The organism is Xanthomonas bonasiae (genome assembly GCF_017163705.1).
GTDB lineage: Bacteria > Pseudomonadota > Gammaproteobacteria > Xanthomonadales > Xanthomonadaceae > Xanthomonas_A > Xanthomonas_A bonasiae.
Map to the genome: position 1 here is coordinate 216,660 of NZ_JAFIWB010000002.1, position 21,955 is coordinate 238,614.

General features: G+C 69.1%; 17 protein-coding genes. 5 read left to right on the top strand and 12 right to left on the bottom strand.

All coding sequences use genetic code 11. The features are described 5' to 3' along the window. Positions 1-85 precede the first annotated feature (85 nt). Positions 86-1,288 (bottom strand): hypothetical protein, encoded by a 1,203-nt coding sequence (locus tag JR064_RS03665; RefSeq protein ID WP_206228842.1) that lies wholly within the window; start codon positions 1,286-1,288, stop codon positions 86-88. After that, positions 1,285-1,839, bottom strand: coding sequence for an RNA polymerase sigma factor (locus tag JR064_RS03670; protein ID WP_179565137.1), 555 nt, complete (start codon positions 1,837-1,839; stop codon positions 1,285-1,287). Before JR064_RS03670 ends, JR064_RS03665 begins: the two co-directional genes overlap by 4 nt. Positions 1,840-2,053: 214 nt before the next feature. On the opposite strand from JR064_RS03670, the gene JR064_RS03675 reads away from it, so the two are divergent. Next, positions 2,054-4,930: a bifunctional diguanylate cyclase/phosphodiesterase gene (locus JR064_RS03675; RefSeq protein ID WP_191824058.1), complete on the top strand. Its 2,877-nt coding sequence runs from the start codon at positions 2,054-2,056 to the stop codon at positions 4,928-4,930. A gap of 170 nt (positions 4,931-5,100) precedes the next feature. Here JR064_RS03675 and JR064_RS03680 read toward each other — a convergent pair whose 3' ends face one another. The 7 genes from JR064_RS03680 to JR064_RS03710 form a co-directional block, all read right to left on the bottom strand. Then, the gene (locus JR064_RS03680) at positions 5,101-5,289 is read right to left on the bottom strand and encodes a hypothetical protein (protein WP_241092835.1); all 189 of its coding nucleotides are present in this window, start codon (positions 5,287-5,289) and stop codon (positions 5,101-5,103) included. Positions 5,290-5,564: 275 nt separating this feature from the next. Then, a complete protein-coding gene (locus JR064_RS03685; protein WP_206228843.1) occupies positions 5,565-6,158 on the bottom strand; it encodes an LOG family protein in 594 nt (197 codons plus the stop codon). 228 nt (positions 6,159-6,386) lie between these two features. After that, positions 6,387-7,823 carry a dihydrolipoyl dehydrogenase gene (lpdA, locus tag JR064_RS03690; RefSeq protein ID WP_206228844.1) on the bottom strand — a complete coding sequence of 479 codons (1,437 nt, stop codon included), beginning with the start codon at positions 7,821-7,823 and terminating at the stop codon, positions 6,387-6,389. 149 nt (positions 7,824-7,972) lie between these two features. Then, positions 7,973-9,187 carry a dihydrolipoyllysine-residue succinyltransferase gene (gene sucB, locus JR064_RS03695; RefSeq protein ID WP_206228845.1) on the bottom strand — a complete coding sequence of 405 codons (1,215 nt, stop codon included), beginning with the start codon at positions 9,185-9,187 and terminating at the stop codon, positions 7,973-7,975. Positions 9,188-9,229: 42 nt separating this feature from the next. Then, positions 9,230-12,055: a 2-oxoglutarate dehydrogenase E1 component gene (locus tag JR064_RS03700; RefSeq protein WP_179565127.1), complete on the bottom strand. Its 2,826-nt coding sequence runs from the start codon at positions 12,053-12,055 to the stop codon at positions 9,230-9,232. A gap of 181 nt (positions 12,056-12,236) precedes the next feature. Continuing rightward, a complete protein-coding gene (locus JR064_RS03705; RefSeq protein ID WP_206228846.1) occupies positions 12,237-13,151 on the bottom strand; it encodes a GNAT family N-acetyltransferase in 915 nt (304 codons plus the stop codon). Positions 13,152-13,161: 10 nt separating this feature from the next. Next, positions 13,162-14,400, bottom strand: a complete 1,239-nt coding sequence (locus JR064_RS03710; protein ID WP_206228847.1) for a ribosomal protein uL16 3-hydroxylase — start codon at positions 14,398-14,400, stop codon at positions 13,162-13,164. Between the two features lie 237 nt (positions 14,401-14,637). Here JR064_RS03710 and JR064_RS03715 point away from each other — a divergent pair, with 237 nt between their 5' ends. Further along, positions 14,638-15,819: an OmpA family protein gene (locus JR064_RS03715; RefSeq protein ID WP_206228848.1), complete on the top strand. Its 1,182-nt coding sequence runs from the start codon at positions 14,638-14,640 to the stop codon at positions 15,817-15,819. 37 nt (positions 15,820-15,856) lie between these two features. On the opposite strand, the gene JR064_RS03720 is transcribed toward JR064_RS03715, so the two are convergent. Together JR064_RS03720 and purB are read right to left on the bottom strand one after the other, a co-directional pair. Then, entirely contained in the window at positions 15,857-16,495 is a 639-nt protein-coding gene (locus tag JR064_RS03720; protein ID WP_206228849.1) for a DUF3060 domain-containing protein, read from the bottom strand. Positions 16,496-16,565: 70 nt separating this feature from the next. Continuing rightward, complete coding sequence (purB, locus tag JR064_RS03725; RefSeq protein ID WP_206228850.1) at positions 16,566-17,933, bottom strand: adenylosuccinate lyase; 1,368 nt, start codon at positions 17,931-17,933, stop codon at positions 16,566-16,568. 222 nt (positions 17,934-18,155) lie between these two features. Here purB and JR064_RS03730 point away from each other — a divergent pair, with 222 nt between their 5' ends. From JR064_RS03730 to JR064_RS03740, 3 genes are all read left to right on the top strand, one after another. Further along, complete coding sequence (locus JR064_RS03730; protein ID WP_206228851.1) at positions 18,156-19,145, top strand: YiiG family protein; 990 nt, start codon at positions 18,156-18,158, stop codon at positions 19,143-19,145. A 25-nt stretch (positions 19,146-19,170) separates the two neighbouring features. Beyond that, positions 19,171-19,407 (top strand): hypothetical protein, encoded by a 237-nt coding sequence (locus JR064_RS03735; RefSeq protein WP_206228852.1) that lies wholly within the window; start codon positions 19,171-19,173, stop codon positions 19,405-19,407. 201 nt (positions 19,408-19,608) lie between these two features. Next, positions 19,609-21,021 (top strand): class II fumarate hydratase, encoded by a 1,413-nt coding sequence (locus JR064_RS03740; protein ID WP_206228853.1) that lies wholly within the window; start codon positions 19,609-19,611, stop codon positions 21,019-21,021. A 456-nt stretch (positions 21,022-21,477) separates the two neighbouring features. On the opposite strand, the gene JR064_RS03745 is transcribed toward JR064_RS03740, so the two are convergent. Next, the gene (locus tag JR064_RS03745) at positions 21,478-21,921 is read right to left on the bottom strand and encodes a hypothetical protein (RefSeq protein WP_206228854.1); all 444 of its coding nucleotides are present in this window, start codon (positions 21,919-21,921) and stop codon (positions 21,478-21,480) included. Positions 21,922-21,955: the final 34 nt, after the last annotated feature.

Here is a 21,955-nt window from a genome sequence, read left to right on the forward strand (position 1 = left end):
TGCAGCCGGATGCCTGCGCTGCGCACGACCGCGGCGTCGGGCGTACCGGCGACGGCGCGCATCGTCTTCGATCGCGCAAGGCGATTCAGTCGTCGAGCAGGTCGCGCAGGTCGTCGGGGATACGCGCGTGCGGATGCTCGCGTTGGAAGCGTTGCAGGCTGGCGTGCGCGGCGGCCTGCTCGCCGGCGTCGCGGCGCTCGCGGATGCGCGCCAGCCAGCGTCGCGGCGACAGGCGCGCGTCGCTCTCCGCCGCTGCCGCAAGCGCCGGATCGGTGCCGGAGGCGCGCGCGGATGCCGTCAACGGTGCGGTGTCCGCCGCGACCGGTGCAGCCGGCATCGCGGCTGGTGCCGGTGCCGGCGCCGCGCTGAGGTTGCCTTCGACGCGCGCGGCGTATCCCTCCGCTTCCTGCGCCTGTGCCTGTGCGCTTGCCGCGTCGCTGCCGTCGCGCTCGGCGAGGTCTGCGCTGCGTTGCTGCAGCATGCGCCGGTCTTCGCGCTGCATGGCATTCGCCTCGCGCGTGCGCGCCGCCGGCTTCGCCAGCGCCTGCGGTGCCTGTGCGGGAGGCGTCAGCGCTTTTGCCGGGGCCGGCGGCGCGGGCGGTGCGGGAGGCGAGACCACGATCGGCGCGGGAGGCGGCGGCGCCAGCATCGGCGCCGGCTCGGCCGCAACCGGGGCCTCCGCGGGTGCTGCCGATGGTGCGGGCGCGGCGCGCATCGCGTCGAGATCGTTCGTTGCCGGCACCTGCTGCGGCGCGGACGCTGGTGGCGCCGGCGCCGGCGCCGGCGCCGGCGCCGGCGCGTCGGTGGGCGCGGTTGCCGCGCCGGACGCGACCGCCGCGTCTTCGGCGCCGGCCGACTGGGCGGCAATGGTGCGCTCGGCCGCCGCTTCGGAAGCGGCTGGTGCAGGAGCGACCGCGTCGGGAGCGACCGGCGCGGCCACCGGCGGTGTCGGGGTGCGCAGCTGCCAGGCGATGCCGACGGCCAGGGTCAAGGATGCCGCCAGCCCGGTCCAGGCCGGCCAGCGCGCGCGGCGCTGCGGGGCCGTGCCGGAACGGGCATGGTCCGCTGGCGCTGGCGCGGTTGCGCTCGCAACGGGTATCTGCGCCGCTGCCGGCTCGGCGTCGGCGCTGTGCGGCTGCGCGGAAGCGGTCGGCGCAGACGCCACCGCGGCACGCGCCGCGGCCAGGATCGCGGCGTCCAGCGCCGCCGACGGCGACGCCTGCCGGCCCAGCCGCAGGCGTTCGGCGAGGGCGCGTTCTTCCGGCGTCAGCGGTTCGTCGGCACTCATCCACCCAGCCTCGCGCGCAATTTGTCCATCGCATAGCGCAGCCGCGACTTCACCGTCTCGCGGCCGACGCCGGTGATCTGTGCGATCTCCTCCAGGCTCAGTTCCTGTTCCAGGCGCAGCAGCAGCACTTCGCGTTGATCCTCCGGCAAGTCGTCGAGCGCCAGTTGCAGTTGGCGCCGCTGTTCGAACGCGGACAGCTGACGCTCCGGCGTGTCCGGGTCCGGCACGCTGGCGGTCCGCAGTTCGGCATCGGCCGGCGCGGCCGGGCGGTGCTTGGCCGCGCGCCAGTGGTCGCCGAGCCGATTGTGGGCGATGCGCAGCAGCCAGGTGCTGAATGCGGCCTGCGGTTGCCAGCCCTGGCGCGCGGCGATGACCCGCTGCCACACGTCCTGGAACATTTCCTCGGCCAGCGCCACGTCGCGCAGCTGGCGCAGCAGGTAGTGATAGAGGCGGCCGCGGTGGCGCGCGTACAGGGTCTCGAACGCGCCGGCGTCGCCGGCCGCATAGGCCAGCATCAGGGTTTCGTCGCTCGTTTCGACCAGGGCGTCCACGGCGGCAAGCCTAAGCGTTCGCCGGCCCGGCGCATAGCGTGGCGTGAGGGTGGTGACGGCGGGCGGGGGCGGAATGGCAGCGGGCATCGTAGACAGTGAACGCGCCAGCGGCGCGCATGGGGTCATCGCGCGTGCGCCTGTTCACGTAAAAGGTATGCTGGCGTCTAAGGGGGAGGCGTGGGGCGGGTCCTACGTCATGCAGGAGTTGTTGTCGATGTTGTTTGAGCCGTCCGCGATCGACCGCCAGGATCACCCCGACGGCCCCGCTTCCATGCAGACCGCGGTTGCCTTGTGCGGCTTGCTGCCGCCCGGTAGCGACGTGGCCATCGCATGCGGCGACGGCACCGTCGGCGGACGCGTGTTCGGCGCTACGCCGGATGCGCCGGCATGGCTGCCGACGCTGGTCCGGCGGTGTCTCGCCGAGACCGTGCCGGCGCCTGCGCAGGCCTTGCTGCACGTGCTGAAGACGCCCGAGGGCGCCTGCGTGGCCGTGGCCGCCCGGCTGCAGCAGCCGCTGTCCGAGCCGCAGCGCGCCGCCTGGTGCGAGATGGCGGCCGCGTTCGGCCTGGCGCTGCTGGAAACCGAGCGCATGCGCGCGCGCATCGAGGGCCTGGAGAAGTCCAAGCAGCTGCAGCAGGCGCTGTACGAGATCGCCGACCTGGCCGGTGCGGATCTGGAAATGGGGCAGATGCTGCAGCACGTGCATTCGGTGCTGGACTCGCTGATGTACGCGGAGAACTGCTACATCGTCGAGTACGACGAAGACCAGCAGAGCATGCGCTTCCTGTATTTCTCCGACCGGCACGACGATTTCGTCGCCGATCCGGAACGGCTGTACTACCAACGCGACATGCCCAACAGCCTGACCTTCGCCCTGCTGCGCCACGGCCAGGCGGTGCGCGGGCCGTCGCCGCAGGTGCGCGACCGCCTGCGGGTGGACTACGACGCCCTGCATGGCCCGGACAGCAAGGATTGGCTGGGCGTGCCGATGCTGCGCGAGGGCCGCGTCTGCGGCGCGATCGTGGTGCAGAACTACGACCGTGCGTTGCACTACACCGATGCCGATCGCGCGCTGCTGGCGTACGTCGCCCAGCACGTGCTGACCGCGATGGACCGGCGCCATGCGCAGGTGCAGCTGGAGCGGCGCGTGCAGTTGCGCACCCAGGAACTGCAGCGCGCCAACCACGACCTGCAGGACGAGATCCAGGAGCGCAAGCGCGCCGAAACCCTGCAACTGGCCTTGTTCCGCATCGCCGAGCTGGCGATCCGCTCGGAGAGCCTGCAACAGTTCTACGCCGAGGTGCATGCCATCGTCGGCGGGCTGATCGATGCGCGCAATCTGTACATCGCGCTGCTGTCCGACGACGCCAAGATGCTGGAGTTCGTCTACTCGGTGGACGAGCACAGCCCGCGGCGCCCGCTGCGGCGGCGGGGCAGGGGCCTGACCGAGTACGTGATGCGCAAGCGCCGGCCGATGCTGCTGGAACTGGCGGAGATCGAAGCGCTGGTCGCGCAGGGCGAAGTGCAGGAATACGGCACGCGTTCGCACAGCTGGCTGGGCGTGCCGCTGTTCGACGAGGGCGAGGTGGTCGGCGCGATCGTGGTGCAGAGCTACACCACGCAGGTGCGTTTTACCGAATACGACCAGCGCCTGCTGACCTTCGTCGCGCACAACGTCGGCGGCGGCCTGGCGCGGCAGCGCGCGCAGGAACGGCTGCGGCTGGCGCATGCCGAATTGGAGCAGCGGGTGGCCGAGCGCACCCGCGAACTGGCCGAGGTCAACCAGCAGTTGCTGGCGCAGATCGCCGAGCGCTGGCGTGCCGAGCAGCGGTTGACCCATCAGGCGCTGCACGACGCGCTGACCGGCCTGCCGAACCGCTCGCACCTGCTGGACCGGCTCGGCGAAGCGATCAACCGCGCGCGCAACGGCGACGGCATGGCGTTCGCGGTGCTGTTCCTGGACCTGGACCGGTTCAAGCTGGTCAACGACAGCATCGGCCACGCCGCTGGCGACGACATGCTGGTGGAGGTGGCCAAGCGCATCGTCTCCACGCTGCGCAGCGACGATGTGGTCGCGCGCCTGGGCGGCGACGAGTTCGCGATCCTGGTCAGCTGCGAAGAGGGGCTGGAAGGCGTGCGCGAGTTGGCGCAGCGCCTGCTCGGCGTGCTCGGCCAGCCGATGTGGGTGGCCGGCCGCGAGTTGTTCCCGTCCGGCAGCCTGGGCATCGCCGCCTGGCATCCGCGCTATCGCAGCGGCGAGGAGCTGCTGCGCGACGCGGACGCGGCGATGTACCGGGCCAAGGCGCAGACCCAGGACCGTTGCGCGGTGTTCGACGAGGAGATGCGCGAGGCGGCGCTGCGCAGCCTGGACCTGGAGGCGGACCTGCGGCGAGCGATCAAAAGCGGCGACTTCGAGCCGTTCTACCAGCCGATCGTGCGCCTGATCGACGGCGAGGTGGTCGGCCACGAGGCGCTGCTGCGCTGGCGCCACGAGAGCCGCGGATTGCTGGTGCCCAGCCAGTTCATCGATCTGGGCGAGGACAGCGGGCTGATCGAGCAGGTGGACTGGCTGCTGTACGAGCAGGTGATCCAGCGTCTGGCGCGAAGCGGCACCGGCTACGTGTCGGTCAACGTCTCGCCGCGGCATTTCCGTTCGCCGGACTTCACCGAGCGGCTGTTCGGCCTGATCGATACCGCTGGCGCGGATCCGCGGCGGCTGCGGGTGGAGATCACGGAGGTGGCGCTGCTCGACGATGCGCCGCGCACGTTGACGATCCTGCAGGCGCTGCGCGAGCGCGGGGTGTTGGCGCAGTTGGACGATTTCGGCACGGGGTTTTCGGCGCTGTCGTATCTGCACCGGTTTCCGATCTCGGCGTTGAAGATCGATCAGAGTTTCGTCGCCGGTCTGCATGGCGAAAGCGGTGCGGGCAGTTATGCGCTGGTGCGCAGCATTCTGGCGTTGGCCAGTACGCTGGGTATCGAGACGATCGGCGAGGGCATCGAGACCGAGCAGCAGTTGGATACGCTGCGTGAGCTGGGTTGCGACTATGGGCAGGGGTATCTGTTGGGGCGGCCTGCGCAGCACGATTGATGGCGCGTACGTAAGTGCACGCGTGCGTGCGTTGGTTTGGTTTGGGTGGGTTTGGAGAGAAGCAAGAAGCAAAAGCTTTCGCGCTTTGGCGCGAGTCACTTTTCTTTGCTCGTGCAAAGAAAAGTAACCAAAAGAAAGCACGCCCTGCCTTGCGCCTTCCGCGCTGCGCGCTACAGGTCCGCGTCCATGACGGGGATTCGCGGAAGGGGCATCCTGCCCCTGCCGCGAACGGCGCACATCCATGTGCGCCGCCCTTCGGGTTTTTCCCCGCCATGGCCGCCGCTGCGGAAGGGAACCCGGTAAATCAAAAGCAACAGCAACAGCAACGGCAGCAACAGCAACAGCAGCAACAGCAGCAACAGCGGCTAGCCCGGCTGAAGCCCCTTGTGGGAGCGACTTCAGTCGCGACGAACGTAGTGGGGAATCTGCAGGCTTCGATTCGGTCGGCTCGGGGCTGAGGCCCGTCCACAGCGCGCCGACCGGCGCTCCGACGTCCCTGTAGGAGCAGCTTCAGCCGCGACAGACATCGCCCGCATGCGGCGGACTGTGCGGCTTCTCGGGACTGAAACCTCTGCCGGCGATGCAGGGCGCGTCGCCACGCGCCCTGAGAGCGGCTGGTTAAGAGCGGTGGGTTTCAGCGCAGCGCGTTGCGGCGCTTTTCGTCGATCCACTTCGACGCCTGCGCCGGGGTGTAGTCGTGCATCCAGGCCAGCATCGTGTCGATGTCGTCGCCGTACCACAGGTCGGCGCGCTGGTCCGGGTGCAGGAAGCGTTCGGCGACCATGCGGTCGATCATGCCGATCAGCGGGGCGTAGAACGCTTCCACGTCCAGGAACGCGCAGGGCTTGTTGCCGATGCCGAGCTGGCGCCAGGTCAGCATCTCGAAGATCTCTTCCATCGTGCCGAAGCCGCCGGGCAGGGCGATGAAGCCGTCGGACAGGTCGAACATGCGCGACTTGCGCTCGTGCATGGAGCCGACGATTTCCAGTTCGGTGAGGCCGCGGTGCGCCACTTCCCAGTCGGCCAACTGCTTGGGGATCACCCCGGTGACCTGGCCGCCGGCGGCGAGCACCGCATTGGCCACGGTGCCCATCAGTCCGACGTTGCCGCCGCCGTAGACCAGGCGCAGGCCCTGCTCGGCGATGCGCGTGCCCAGCGCGGTGGCGCGCTCGGCGTAGGCGGGTTTGTTGCCGGCGTTGGAACCACAATAGACGCAGATGCTTTTCATGGGATTGGGGATTCGGGATTGGGGATTCGTAAAAGCGGGGTGTTGCATGCGTGAGCGTTCACGGTGCTGGGAGCAGGACAAGCGTCGTGGGTCGACTGCTTCAGTATTTTGCGGTTATCCGCAAAGCACAACGCCGGGCTTTCGCCCGGCGCTATGCCATTGCCGGAACGATGCGGGATGGGGCCGCCGCTTTTGCGAATCCCCAATCCCGACTCCCGATTCCCGGCTTTAATTGGCCTTGTGGATGGCGCGCTTGTTCACCGCCATCGCGGCGTCGTGGATCGCTTCGGACAGGGTCGGGTGGGCGTGGCAGATGCGCGCCAGGTCGTCGGCCGAGCCGTTGAACTCCATCGCCAGCACGCCTTCGTGGACCAGTTCGGAGACGCCGACGCCGACCAGGTGCAGGCCGAGCACGCGGTCGGTCTCGGCATGCGCGATGACCTTGACGAAGCCGGCCGGCTCGCCCATCGCCACCGCGCGGCCGATCGCCGCGAACGGGAAGCTGCCGGTCTTGTACGGCACGTCCTCGGCCTTGAGCTGCTGCTCGGTCTTGCCGACCCAGGCGATTTCCGGCTCGGTGTAGATGACCCACGGAATCGTGTCGAAGTTGACGTGGCCGGGCAGGCCGGCGATCAGTTCGGCGACCGCGATGCCTTCCTCGAAGCCCTTGTGCGCCAGCATCGGCCCGCGCACGCAGTCGCCGATCGCCCACACGCCGTCGACGCCGGTGTGGCAATGCGCATCGACCTCGATCTGGCCGCGCTCGTTGACCTTGACCCCGGTGCCTTCGGCCAGCAGGCCCTTGGTCGCGGCGCGGCGGCCCACGGCCACCAGCAGCTTGTCCACAGTCAGGCTCTTCTCGCCTTCGCCATCGGCATAGGTGACGACGACTTCCTGCTTCTTGCCCTTGCCGGTGACCTCGGTCTTGGAGACCTTGGCGCCCAGCTTGATGTCCAGGCCCTGCTTCTTGAATTCCTTCAGCGCGGTCTTGGCCACTTCGGCATCGGCCAGGGCCAGGAAGTCCGGCAGCGCCTCGAGAATGGTGACCTCGGCGCCCAGGCGCTTCCACACGCTGCCCAGCTCCAGGCCGATCACGCCGGCGCCGATCACCGCCAGGCGCTTGGGCACTTCGCTGAAGTCGAGCGCGCCGACGTTGTCGACGATGGTGGCGCCGTCGAACTTGGCGAACGGCAGTTCGATCGAATCCGAACCGGCGGCGAGGATCACGTTGGTGCCCTTGAGCTCGACGACGCTGCCGTCGTGCTGCTTGACCTTGACCACGTTGCCCGCCTGCAGCTCGCCGAAGCCGTAGTACGGGGTGATCTTGTTCGCCTTGAACAGCATCGCGATGCCGCCGGTGAACTGTTTGACGATCTTGTCCTTGCGCCCGACCATCGCCTCGACGTCGATCTTGGCGTCCTTGAAGCTGATGCCGTGCTCGCCGAACAGATGGCCCATGTTCCAGAACTGGCGCGAGGAATCCAGTAGCGCCTTGGACGGGATGCAGCCCACGCGCAGGCAGGTGCCACCGAGGGCGGGCTTGCCGTCCTTGCCCAGCGCCGCATCGATGCAGGCGACCTTCATGCCCAGCTGTGCGGCGCGGATTGCAGCGTGATAACCGGCCGGACCGGCACCGATGACGACGACGTCGAATTGTTCGCTCATTTCATTTGCTCACACGGGAATGGGGAAGAGGGAATGGGGAATCGCAAAAGCGCATGCGCCTGCCGCCTCCCATCCAGGTCCAGGCGGGAACAGGGCGGGGAAGTGGGCGCTTGTCCCATTCCCCGCTCTCCATTCCCGATTCCCGGCTCTTACAGACCGAACAGCATCCGGCCCGGGTTTTCCAGCTGGTTCTTGATGTCGACCAGAAACTGCACCGAGTCCTTGCCGTCGATGATGCGGTGGTCGTAGGACAGCGCCAGGAACATCATCGGCGCGATCACGACCTGGCCGTTCTCGGCGATCGGACGCTCCTTGATCGCGTGCATGCCCAGGATCGCGCTCTGCGGCGGGTTGATGATCGGGGTCGACAGCAGCGAGCCGAAGGTGCCGCCGTTGGTCACGGTGAAGGTGCCGCCCTGCAGTTCTTCCAGGCTCAGCTTGCCGTCGCGCGCCTTCTTGGCGTAGTCGGCGATGCCCTTCTCGATGTCGGCGAACGACTGCCGCTCGACGTTGCGCAGCACCGGCGTGACCAGGCCCTTCTCGGTCGAGACCGCGATCGAGATGTCGCTGTAGCCGTGATAGATGATGTCTTCGCCGTCGATCGAGGCGTTGACCAGCGGGAAGCGCTGCAGCGCGTTGGCGGCGGCCTTGACGAAGAAGCTCATGAAGCCGAGCTTGATGCCGTGGGCCTTCTGGAACTCGTCCTGCAGCTCCTTGCGCGCGGCCGAGACCTTGGCCAGGTTGACCTCGTTGAAGGTGGTCAGCATCGCGGTCGAGTTCTTCGACTGCATCAGGCGCTCGGCGATGCGCTTGCGCACGCGGGTCATCGCCACGCGCTCTTCCGGACGCGCGCCGGCAGCCTTGCCGGCGCCGCCGTTCTTGGCGTAGTTGAGGATGTCTTCCTTGGTCACCGCGCCGCGGCGGCCGGTGCCGTCGACCTGGGCCGGATCCACGCCCTCGGTGATCGCCGAGAAACGTGCGCCCGGGGGCAGGCTGGAGACGTCGCCGGCGGCCTTGGCCGATTCGACCTTGGCGGCCTTCGGCGCTTCGGCAGCGGCGGCCTTCGGCGCCTCCGCCTTCGGTGCGTCGGCGACCTTGGCCTCGGCCGGAGCCGCGGCGGCGGTCGCGCCTTCCTCGATGATCGCCAGGATCTGCGAGCTGGTCACGGTGGCGCCGGCCTCGAACTTGATCTCCTTCAGTACGCCGTCGACCGGGGAGGGCACTTCCAATACGACCTTGTCGGTCTCCAGGTCCACCAGGTTCTCGTCGCGCTTGACCGCGTCGCCGGCTTTCTTGTGCCAGCTGGCGATGGTGGCATCGGATACGGATTCGGGCAGTACCGGAACTTTGACTTCGGTGGCCATTGCAGAGGGCGTCCTAGTGGGTCTTTTGAAGGGGAAGGAGGTTTATTCAGCGACTTGGTCGTTGAACGGATTCAATAGCGCGTCGGCGACCAGCTTCAGCTGCTCTTCCAGATGCTCGGCGAAATGGCCGGCAGCGGGAGACGGCGAGCGCGGGCGGCCGGCGTAGTGCAGGCTTTGCCCGTCGGCCAGGCAGGCCTGCAGGTGGTGCTTGATCTGGTACCAGGCGCCCTGGTTCTGCGGTTCTTCCTGGCACCAGACCAGGTCGGTGGCGTTGCCGTAGCGCTTCAGCTCCGCGGCCAGCAGCTCGCGCGGGAACGGGTACAGCTGCTCCACGCGCAGGAGGGCGACGTCGTCCTGGCCACGCTTGGTCTGGTCCTCGAGCAGGTCGTAGTAGACCTTGCCCGAGCAGGCCACGACGCGCTTGACCTGCTTCGGATCGGCCTTCGCATCCGGGATCAGGTGCTGGAACTCGCCGTCGGCCAGTTCCTCCAGCGTCGACACCGCCAGCTTGTGGCGCAGCAGCGACTTGGGCGTCATCACCACCAGCGGCTTGCGCGTGGTCATGCGCATCTGCCGGCGGATCATGTGGAAGCACTGCGCCGGGGTGGTCGGCACGCAGACCAGCATGTTCTCCAGCGCGCACAGCTGCAGGAAGCGCTCCAGGCGCGCGGAGCTGTGCTCCGGGCCTTGCCCTTCGTAGCCGTGCGGCAGGAACAGCGACAGCCCGCTGATGCGGCCCCACTTGGCTTCGCCGGCGGCGATGAACTGGTCGATCACCACCTGCGCGCCGTTGGCGAAATCGCCGAACTGCGCTTCCCAGATGCACAGCGCATTGGGGTCGGTGGTCGAGTAGCCGTACTCGAAGCCCATCACCGCTTCCTCGCTGAGCAGCGAGTCGATCACGGTGGCGTCTTCCGGGTTCTCGACCAGCTGGCGCAGCGGCAGGTAGTAGCTGTCGGTCTTCTGGTCGTGCAGGATCGCGTGACGGTGGAAGAACGTGCCGCGGCCGGCGTCCTGGCCGACCAGGCGCAGCTTGTGGCCCTCGCCGAGCAGGGTGGCGTAGGCCAGGTTCTCGGCGAAGCCCCAGTCGCCCGGCAGGTCGCCGGCGGCCATCTTCACGCGGTCGTCGTAGATCTTGGCCACGCGCGGATGCAGCTCCACGCCGGCCGGGATCGTGGTGATGATCTTGGCCAGCTGGTCCAGGGTCTTGCGCTTGACCGTGGTGTCGACCTTGTCGGCGAGCTTGCCGGACAGGTAGTTGCTCCAGTCGATGGCGAACTCGTCCGGCTTGCGGGTCGCCAGCTCGGTGGTGTATTCGCCCGAATCGAGCTTGTTGCGGTAGCTGTCGACCAGCGCCTGCGCCTCGCCCGACTGGATCACGCCCTCGCTTTCCAGCTGCGCGGCATACAGTTCGCGGGTGGTCTTGTGCTTGCGGATGGTCTGGTACATCACCGGCTGCGTCGCCGCCGGCTCGTCGGCCTCGTTGTGGCCCCAGCGGCGGTAGCAGACCAGGTCGATGACCACGTCCTTCTTGAACTGCTGGCGGAAGTCGTAGGCCAGGTTGGCCACGAACGCCACCGCGTCCGGATCGTCGCCGTTCACATGGAACACCGGCGCGCCGATCATCTTCGCCACATCGGTGCAGTACAGCGTGGAGCGGGCGTCGTCGCGGGCGCTGGTGGTGAAGCCGATCTGGTTGTTGATGACGATGTGCACGGTGCCGCCGACGGCGAAGCCGCGCGCCTGCGACATCTGGAACAGCTCCATCACCACGCCCTGGCCGGCGAACGCGGCATCGCCGTGGATCACCACCGGCAGTACCGTCTTGCGCGCGGCGTCGCCGTAGCGCTCCTGGCGCGAACGCACGCTGCCGACCACGACCGGGTCGACGATTTCCAGGTGCGAGGGATTGAACGCCAGCGCCAGGTGCACCGAATTGCCGTCGGCCACCGCCACGTCGGCGGAGAAGCCCATGTGGTACTTGACGTCGCCGGTGTGGGCGCGGTCGTCGTGGGCGTGCTCGAACTTGCCTTCGAACTCGTCGAACAGCTTGCGCGGGTTCTTGCCCAGGGTGTTGACCAGCACGTTGAGGCGGCCGCGGTGGGCCATGCCGACCACGATGTCCTTGACCGCATCGGCGCCGGCGCGGCGCACCACCACGTCCATCATCGGGATCAGCGCATCGCCGCCTTCCAGCGAGAAGCGCTTCTGGCCGACGTACTTGGTGTGCAGGTAGCGCTCCAGGCCTTCGGCGGCGGTGATCCGCTCCAGCGTGCGGCGGCGGCTGTCGGCGTCGCCGGCGATGTTGCCGCCGGCGTTCTCCAGCCGCTGGTAGATCCACTGGCGCTGCTCGAATTCGGGGATGTGCATGAATTCGCTGCCGATCGACCCGGTGTAGGTCGCCTTCAGCCGCGCCAGCAGGTCGCGCAGCTTCATCCGCGGCTGGCCGCCGAGGCCGCCGGTGCTGAACTCGCTGCCCAGGTCGCTTTCCGACAGGCTGTGGAACGGCAGGCCCAGGTCCGGCGGATTGATCGGCGGGGTCAGCCCCAGCGGATCGAGCCGGGCGCCGAGGTGGCCGCGCGAGCGGTAGGCGGTGATCAGCCGGCCGACATGGCGTTCGCGCTCGTCGCCGCCCGGGCTGGTGCCGCTGTTGGCGGCCTGGCGCGCTGCGCTGGCGATGTGCGCGATGACCGCCGAGTGGGGAACGTCACCGGCGTCGCGGCCCTGGAAGCCGTCGAAGTAGGTCTTCCACTTGGGGTCGATGCTGTCGGGAGAGACCAGGTACTGCTCGTACAGGTCTTCGATATAGGCGGCATTGCCGCCGGCGAGTTGCGATGACTGCGCAAACTGCTTTAGGAGATTGTCCACGATGGTGGGGTCGGGTCGCTTTGTGGGTTGGCTTGCGGTTGGAACCGGCGGACGCGTGGCCTGCGCGGGCGTAATCAAGCGAAAAAATTATACCCCCATGCGCAAGCCGGGGTGTGCATTTCGGATACACAGGGGCTACGCAGGGTTCATTCATTGCGTCATCGGCGGCGGCGGCGCGGCGCTACCAGCCCAGCGCGCGCAGCTCGGTGCAGTCGCGCGAGCGCTCCCAGACCCGGGCGAACGCCTCGCGCAGCTGGCGCGCGCGGCCGCCGCCGAGCAGGTCGGTCTCGCCGTCGTAACGGTGACCCAGCGCACGGAAGTAGTAGCCGCCGCCGTCGTTGACCAGGTACGCGGCGGCATAGCCCTGGTCGACCGGATCGACCACTTCGCGGAAGCGGAACACGCTGGGCAGGCGTTGCGCCAGGGCCAGCAACGGCGCGGCGGCGCGCTGCGGGGCGGCCGCATCGTGCAGCAGCACGCGCACCTGCTTGTCGTGCGCGGCCACCGCGAAGCGGCGCAGTTGCGCGAGCAGCGGCGCGCTGTCCAGCAGGCCCGGATCCAGTGCGCGGCTGTAGATCAGCACCTGGCGCCGCGCCTGCGCGACCACCGCGGCGCTGGCCGCGATCGCCGCGGCCGCATCCTCCACTGCGGCCGCGCCGCCGAGCAGCCGTTGCATCGGTTGCCGTTCGCCGCCGGCGCCGGCGCCGCGCGCGCCGGCCGGCAGGAAGCCGTGCCGGGCGTAGAAATCGAGCGTGGCCGGCGGCGCCTGCAGCTCCAGGCGCGGCCAGCGTCGGCGCTGCGCTTCCTCGATCAACGCGGCCAGCAGCGCGCTGCCGACGCCGCGACCGCGCCAGGCCGGCAGCACCGCCACGCAGCCGATGCGCTGCTCGGGGCCAAGCCGTGCGCTGCCGAGCGGCTGGCCGTCGTCGGCGCGGGCCAGCACGTGGTAGCTCAGCGCATCCAGCGCCTGCTCGGCCGCATCCGCATCCGCATCCGCAGGCGTCGGCAGGCCGGCCTGCTCGCGCAGCGCGCGCAGTTCCCCGGCCTGGCGGGCCGGGTCGAGCGTTTCGATGCGGAAGCCTGGGGCGGCGGGCATGGCGGGCGGCTCAGTCGTGCGCGTCGGCATCCTCGTCGCCGTGCTCGCTCTCGTCCAGCGGCTGGTAGAAGCCGGCTTCGACCAGCTGCAACAAGGTTTCGCGGCCGGCGGCGGACAGCGCCGCGTAGTCGCCGCCGTCGAGGTGCTCGGCCGCGGCCAGGCGCCGCGCGTCCTTGATCGGCAGGGCGAATTCCAGGCCGCTGCAGAACAGGGTGGCGCCGCGCGTGGCCCGGCGCCAGGCCGGCCGCGCCCACGGGTGGCGCTGCAGGACCAGGCCCTGTTCCAGCGCCGCCGCCACTTCCTGCGGCGCCGGCGGGTTGGCCGGCGGCAGGATCTCGCCGGCGGCGCGATAGGTGGTGATGAAGCGGCCGAACCAGGCGCCGAGGCGGTCGGGATCGTTCATGCGCAACGCGTTCAGCGCCTCGACCACGCGGCCCATCGCCGCCGCATCGATCTCGTACGGATCGGCCGGCACCTGCAGGTCCTCGTCGTGGTAGCGCAGCGCCTCGTCAGCGCCGTCGATCAGGGTGTCCAGGTAGTCGCCGATCAGTTCGGCCGAGGACGGCGCGCGGGTGCCCACCGAGAAGGTCAGGCAGGCGTCTTCGGCGACGCCGTGGTGCGGCACCAGCGGCGGCAGGTACAGCATGTCGCCGGGGCCGAGCACCCAGTCGTGGGTGGGCCTGAAGCGGCGCAGCAGCTTCAGCTCGACGTCCTCGCGGAAGTCGGTCGGCGGCGCCGCGCGGCCCATCGACGCGCTGGCGTCGATCTGCCAGCGGCGGTGGCCGTGCGCCTGCAGCAGGAACACGTCGTAGTGGTCCACGTGCGCGCCGACCGAGCCGCCGGGGGCGGCGAAGCTGACCATCACGTCGTCCACGCGCCAGCGCGGCAGGAAACGGAACTGCTCGAGCAGGGCGCGGATGTCCGGGTCCCATTTGTCAACGTCCTGCACCAGCAGGGTCCAGTCGTGGTCGGGCATCCCCGGGAATTCGCTTTCCTGGAACGGTCCGCTGCGCACGCTCCAGCGGTCGTTTGCGCGGTCGTGCACGATCAGCCGCGACAGCGCGGCCTCTTCGCAGGCCAGGCCGGCCAGATCGCCCGGCTCGATCGGCGAGACGAAGCCGGGGAAGGCGTTGCGGATCAGCAGCGGGCGCTTGTGCCAGTAGTCGCGCAGGAAGCGCGCGGCGGGCATGCCCAGCGGCAGTTGCCGGGTGGCGTCGATTTCGATCGGGAACGAGGCGGGTTTGTTCATGGGCAGGCGGTCCGGCAGGGGCGAGGCCGACGTGGAGGCCGGCGATGGCCGCCATTGTCGCCCAGCCCGCCGCACGCTGCGTTGTCCGTGCGCATGGCGGCGGCTGCGGCGGCGTGCTTGCGGGCGCGGCGGGCGCCGTGCCCATGCCGTCGCGGTTCGCCCGCCGGCGCGGCGCCGGTTTGACAAGCGGCCTGCGCGCAAGCTGAAGTGCGCGCCTCAGGACCAGGAGGGAAGGGAATGCGTTCACTGCCGATCTTGCTGTCGTCGTTGTTGCTGGCAGGGTGTGGGACCGCGGACACGCCGGGTACGCCGTCCGCGCCGGCAGCTGCCGCGGCCAAGGCCTCCGCCCCGCCCGACACCACGGCCGCCGCTGCGGCGGACATGCCGGAGTTTCCGGCCATTCCGCTGATCGTGGTCCCGGAAATCCTCGGGGTGACGCCTGCGCAGCGTGCGCTGGAAGCGTCGATGAAGGGCGCGCTGGATCCGATCCAGGGCGTCAGCATCGCGCCGGCGCGCTGCGGCACCGATGGCGTGCTGGTCAACGATGCCGGCATCACCGGCGTCGATGCGCAGGGCAATCTGCTGCGCAACGGCGCGGACGGCCTGTTCAAGATCAATGCCGACGGCAGCGGCACGGCCAACTTCGAGGGCGGCCTGGTCCAGGTCAACGCCGACGGCAGCGGCACCATCAACGGCACGGTCGGCGACGGCGAGGACGCGATCGTGCGGGTGCAGGCGGATGGATCGGGCAGCTACAACGGCCCGGCCGGCCTGATCACGCTGGACGGCAGGGGCGCAGGCACCTGGAACGGCGGCAGCGGCCTGATCCAGAACAATGGCGACGGCAGCGGCACCTGGAACGGCCCTGAAGGCCTGGTGACCATCAATGCCGACGGTTCCGGCACCTGGAACGGCGAGCACGAAATGATCCGCAACAACGGCGACGGTACCGGCATGATCGGCACGCCCGGGCGCAAGGTGGCGATGGCGCCGCTGCCCAAGGTGCCGCCGGCCGGGCGCTTCCCGCCGCTGCGCAAGTTCGCGCCGCCCGGCGCGCCATGCGGCTATCTGATCACCTTGAACGACCGGGTCCTGTTCGACTTCGACAAGTCGCAGATCCGCGCCGATGCCGCAACGGTGCTCGACACGCTGGCGACCGCGCTCGGCACCGTGCAGGCGCGCGACCTGGAAGTGGGCGGGCATACCGACAGCAAAGGCAGCGACGACTACAACCAGGTCTTGTCCGAACGCCGTGCCGCGGCGGTGCTCGAGGCGCTAAGGGCGCGCGGGCTGGCGCTGAAGGCGTCCGCCAAGGGCTACGGCGAATCGCGCCCGGTGGCGCCGAACCAGTTGCAAGGCCAGGACAATCCCGCCGGACGGCAGTTGAACCGGCGCGTGGAGATCTTCGTCAGGACCTGAGCGCGGTGCGCGGCCCGGCCGCGTGGCGTCGGCACGCTCAGTTGCCGGCGATCTGGTTGTCGCGGCCGTAGTCCTGGACCTGCGCCTTGCCGGTTTGCTGGGTGAGCCGGTTCTTGCTGCCGTGCAGGGTCGCCGACCCGATGGCGACCGCGCGCAGCTGGTTATCGTCGCCCGGCACCGCCAACGCCTCGATGCGGCCCATCTGCAGGTTGCCGTGGCGGCCGAACAGCTCGACGCTCTTGGCGTCGCTGCGCATGACCACCTGCGCGTTGTCGCCGACCACGCGCACGCCTTCGGCATGCTCGATCTGCAAGGTGCCGTTCGCGCCCAGCAGCGCGATCGTGCCGCACTGTCCGCGCAGCACGAGACTGGCATCGCGGCCGGTGATGTCCAGGTTGTGGCCGTCGCAGTCGATGGTGCCGCTGGTCGAGGTCACCATCAGCGTCGGACGTTCGCCGTTGGGCTGGTCGCTGGCCTGCGCGTCGCCGGTCGCTTGTGCCGACATGCTGGGGACTGCAGGCACCGGCGCGATCGGTGCCGCGGCCGTGGTGGCGGCGGCAGGCGCGGCCGCCGCAGGTGGGGTCGCAACGGCGGCCTCGGTGCCGGAGGGCGAGGGCTGCTGGGTACAGGCCGCCAACGCCAGCAACGGCAGGCAGAGAAACAGACTCCGTGTCATCGCATATTTCCTTGTCGGGGTTCGAAGGCAGCGTCGCCGCGCCGGCGAGGGCGCGGCCGGCGCGTCTGGCTCAGATCGCGCGCGCCAGGCGCTCGGCCAGGCCGGTGTAGCCGCCCGGGGTCAGCGCGCGCAGGCGTTGCTTGGCGTCCTCGGGCAGTTCCAGGGTTTCGACGAAGGCCTGCATCGAGGCGGCGGTGATGCCCTGGCCGCGGGTCAGCGCCTTCAGCTGCTCGTACGGGTTGGGCAGGCCGTGGCGGCGCATCACCGTCTGCACGGCTTCGGCCAGCACTTCCCAGGCGGCGTCGAGGTCGCCATCCAGGCGCTCGGGATTGACGGTCAGCTTGCCCAGGCCCTTGGCCAGCGAATCCAGCGCTATCTGGCTGTGGCCGAACGCGGTGCCGAGCGCGCGCAGCACGGTGGAGTCGGTGAGGTCGCGTTGCCAGCGGCTGATCGGCAGCTTGGCGCTGAAATGTTCGAACAGCGCATTGGCGATGCCGAAGTTGCCTTCGGCGTTCTCGAAGTCGATCGGGTTGACCTTGTGCGGCATGGTCGAGGAGCCGACCTCGCCTTCCTTGAGCTTCTGCTTGAAGTAGCCCAGCGAGATGTAGCCCCAGATGTCGCGGGCCAGGTCGATCAGGACGGTGTTGGCGCGACGGGTGGCATCGCCGAGTTCGGCGACGTTGTCGTGCGGCTCGATCTGGGTGGTGTAGGGGTTGAACACCAGGCCCAGGCCTTCGACGAAGCGCTGCGCGAACGCCGGCCAGTCCACGTCCGGATAGCTGGCCACGTGCGCGTTGTAGTTGCCGACCGCGCCGTTGATCTTGCCGGTCAGCTCGACCGCGGCGATCTGCCGGCGCTGGCGTTCCAGGCGCGCGACGACGTTGGCGATCTCCTTGCCCAGCGTGGTCGGCGAGGCGGTCTGGCCGTGGGTGCGCGACAGCATCGGCTGCGCGGCCTGGGCATGGGCCAGCGCGCGCAGCGAGGCGACCACGCCGTCCAGCGTCGGCAGCAGCACCTCGCGCCGCGCCTGCTCCAGCATCAGTCCGTAGCTGAGGTTGTTGATGTCCTCGCTGGTGCAGGCGAAATGCACGAACTCCAGCGCCGGGCCGAGTTCGGCGTCGTCCTTGAGCTGCTCCTTGATGAAGTACTCCACCGCCTTGACGTCGTGGTTGGTGGTGCGTTCGATCTGCTTGACCCGCGCCGCGTGCTCGACGCCGAAACGATCGGCCAGCGCGCGCAGCCGCTGCGTGGCGGCCGCCGAGAACGCGGGCAGCTCGGCGATGCCCGGTTCGGCGCCCAGCGCCAGCAGCCATTCGATTTCCACCTTCACCCGGGCCTTGATCAGGCCGTATTCGGAGAAGATCGGCCGCAGGGCATCGACCTTGCCGGCGTAGCGGCCATCGAGCGGGGACAGGGCGAGCAGGGCGGAATCCGACATGGGCAGGGGCAGGGCGGCAGCGGTGGGGCGGATATTCTACGCCGGCCGCGCACCGGCCATGCCGTGCCGGCAGCCGCAGGACATCGGCGAGCGTGCGGGCGCGTGCGGACACGGCCGCTGCGGCGGACCGAAGCCTGGTTCCGCGACGGTCCGCATGCTGGCGCAGGACAAATGCGTGTTGCTAGAATGCGCGGCTGTAACCGTTTTCAACAGGGACGTCCTATGCATTCCCGCTTCCGCCTGGCTGCGCTGGCCGCTGCCGTCTCCGTTTTCCTGGTCGCCTGCGGCGGCAAACCGTCGGCCACTCCCGCCGCCCCGGCCGACGGCAAGGCGCCTGCCGACCACGCCGCGAGCGATCCGGACGCGGCGCTGACCAGCAAGCTCAACGCATATATCGAGTGCTTCAACAAGGTCGATGCGGACATCCACCGCGGCGCCCAGTCCTATGTGCGCTGGATGAAGGATCCCGCCGCCGGTCCGACCGGCAAGGAAACGACCGTGTACGGGCCGGCCAAGATCGACGAGTACGACATGAAGGTCTGCGGTGCGCCGATGGTGCAGGCGGCTGCCGCCAAGCCCGTGCTGCCGGCGCTGGATGCGGCCGCGAAGCGCTATGCGGCGGCGCTGAAGACACTGCAGCCGTTGAGCAACCAGGTCTTCGATTACTACGAGCGCGAAGACTATCAGGACGACGCGTTCGCCAAGGGCAAGCAACTGCATGCGCCGCTGATGGCGGCCCTGTCCGAGTTCGCCGAGGCGAGCCAGGCGTTCAGCGACGAGCTGGACGCGCAGAACGATGCCGCCCAGCGTGAGCAGCTGAAGGCGATGGAGCAGGCCGAAGGCCGCACCCGCGAGTTCTACCGGCTGTCGATGATGCTCGAGGCCAAGGAGATCGTCGCCCTGCTGCAGGAAGACGCGTTCGATACGGACAAGGCCACCAGCCTGGTCGATGGCTTCAACAAGCTGTCCGACGAGGCGCACGCCAAGGTCGCCGACCAGGAGCCGGGCAAGCTGGACTGGAACAGCTTCGAGACCGCCGCGGAGAACTTCCGCAAGGAAGGCAAGGCGCGGATCAAGCGGGTCGTGGAAAAGACCCCGTACAGCAGCATGGAGCAGGGCTGGCTGGACAACCCGACGCTGGCGCCGGAAGGCTCGCCGGGACGGCTGCTGAAGAAGTACAACGATCTGGTCTTCCAGAGCAACCGCCAGTAATCGCAGATCGCGGCGGCCGGTTGCCATGCGGCCGCCGCTGCGCCTGGATCGGGAGCGCGGCCGCGCGGCGATGTCGCGCCGGGCGCTGCCGAAGTGCCCAGGCATTGGCGCCGCCGCCGGCCGATTCCCGCGCTCGATCCAGGTGCGCCTGCACCAGGCGCGCCCGACCCATGCCTGGCTGCCACTTCATTTCCTGCGCGGGCATGTCCACGCCGCCGACACCGACGAGGCCTGCATGCCGGCAGCGGTGTGGCGGCGGTGATGCGTTCCGTCCGCAGCGCCATGCGGCCGCGGCGCCGCGCCTCCAGGCCTTGCTAACAACTGCTGGCGCACACTGCTGACGCCGGGCGCTGCGCCGCGGATAATGCCTGCGCCAGCCGCAGCTCCGCCAGCCTGCCTTCCCGGACGTCCCTCGCGACAGCGCCGGGTGGAATTCCTCTTATGCAGATGTGGAGATTGCGCAATGAGCGACAAATTCAGGGTCGAGCACGACAGCATGGGCGAGTTGCAGGTGCCGGCCGAGGCGTTGTGGGGTGCCCAGACCCAGCGTGCGGTGCAGAATTTTCCGGTGTCCGGGCAGCCGATGCCGCGCGGCTTCATCCGCGCGCTGGGCCTGATCAAGGCCGCCGCGGCCGGGGTCAACGCCGACCTGGAGCTGCTGCCCAAGGCCGTGGCCAAGGCGGTGCAGGCGGCCGCGCTGGAGGTGGCCGACGGCAGGCACGATGCGCATTTCCCGATCGACATCTACCAGACCGGCTCGGGCACCTCGTCCAACATGAACGCCAACGAGGTCATCGCCACGCTGGCCTCGCGCGCGGCCAAGCCGGGCGCGCCGGCGGTGCATCCGAACGACCACGTCAACCTCGGCCAGAGTTCCAACGACGTGGTGCCGACCGCGATCCGCGTCTCCGCCCAGCTGGCCACGCAGGAGCAACTGCTGCCGGCGTTGAAGCACCTGCGCAAGGTCATCGACAAGCGCGCCAGGCAACTGGACAAGGTGGTCAAGACCGGGCGCACGCACCTGATGGATGCGATGCCGCTGACCTTCGGCCAGGAGTTCGGCGCGTGGTCGGCGCAGTTGGCCTCGGCGCAGGAGCGGCTGCAGGACAGTCTCAAGCGGCTGCGGCGGCTGCCGCTGGGCGGCACCGCGATCGGCACCGGGATCAACGCCGATCCGCGCTTCGGCGGCAAGGTGGCCAAGGCCCTGTCCGCGCTGACCGGCTGCAAGTTCGACAGCGCCGACAACAAGTTCGAAGGCCTGGCGGCGCAGGACGATGCGGTGGAACTGTCCGGCCAGCTCAATGCGCTGGCGGTGGCGCTGATCAAGATCGCCAACGACCTGCGCTGGATGAATGCCGGACCGCTGGCCGGCCTCGGCGAGATCGAATTGCCGGCGCTGCAGCCGGGCAGCTCGATCATGCCGGGCAAGGTCAATCCGGTCATTCCCGAGGCCACGGTGATGGTCTGTGCGCAGGTCATCGGCCACCACACCGCGATCACCGTGGCCGGGCAGACCGGCAACTTCCAGTTGAACGTGGCGTTGCCGCTGATCGCGGCCAACCTGCTGGATTCGATCAACCTGCTGGCCAACGTGTCGCGGCTGCTGGCCGATTCGGCGATCGCCGGGCTGAAGGTGCGCGAGGATCGGGTCCGCGAGACCCTGGACCGCAATCCGATCCTGGTTACCGCGCTGAATCCGATCATCGGCTACGAAAAGGCGGCGGCGATCGCCAAGCGCGCCTACAAGGAGAACCGCCCGGTGCTGGAGATCGCGCTGGAGGACAGCGGCCTGGGCGAAGCCGAACTGCGCAAGCTGCTCGACCCGGCGGCGCTGACCAAGGGCGGCATCCACGCCGGCGCGGGCGGCGGCGGCTGAGGCGCGGTGCCTCGCATGGTGCGGCGGGTGCCGTGCCATGCGGGGATGGCGTATCGCGTTTGGAACGGATCCAGGGAGCCGACAGGCCGTCGCACGAGGCGTAAACCGGAGCCGCTGGACGAGCCTCCGGCAGATCGGCCAGTCAGCCGCAACAAAGTTCCGAAACGTGCACCTTCACAGCTTCGCGCGTCGCGACTTAAGTCGCTCCCACAACAGCCCTATGGGATCGCCAACCTGGATGCGCTGTGGGAGGGGCTTCGGCCTCGACGGTATCCGAAGCAGGGACCTTTGCCACCGTGCTTGTCGCGGCTGAAGCCGCTCCTACAGGGGAGCTGCGATGGAATGTCCGGGTGCACTGCAGGAGCGGCTTCAGCCGCGACAGGATCCGGCGTTGCACGTCCATCGTTACCGCCGCGGCCAGGACCGATGGCGTGTGTGCGGCAGGCGCCAGCTACTTCAGCGCCGTTCCGCCTGCAGGTTGCCGAAACTTTCCTGGTACGGCTGCAGCGACGGAATGTCGTGCAGCACCGCGCTCTGCAGGGTGCTGATTTCCGGCGTGGTGGCAAAGCCGACCGAGCGCATGTTCGGGTCCGGCGCCGCGGTTTCCAGGGTGCGCTGGCGCTGCATCTGCAAGTGCATGAACAGCTGTTGCAGCTGGGTGCGTTGCGCCTGCGGCAGCGGCAGTTCGATGTCGTCGATGCGCAGGCTGCCGTCGGGGCCGATCGAGGCGTTGGCGGCCGGCGCGCGGCGCAGCATCACGGTCATGCTGTCCACCGACACGCGCGGCTTGCCGCGTTCGGCGCGCGAGGACGAGGCTGCGCCGTCGCGCGCGCCGCACGCCGCCAGCAGCAGCAGGCACAGCGAGATCAGGAAAAACCAGGCGACTAGCGTCTTCTTCATCGATCGATTCGGAGCAGGAGGGTCCCGGCCATTT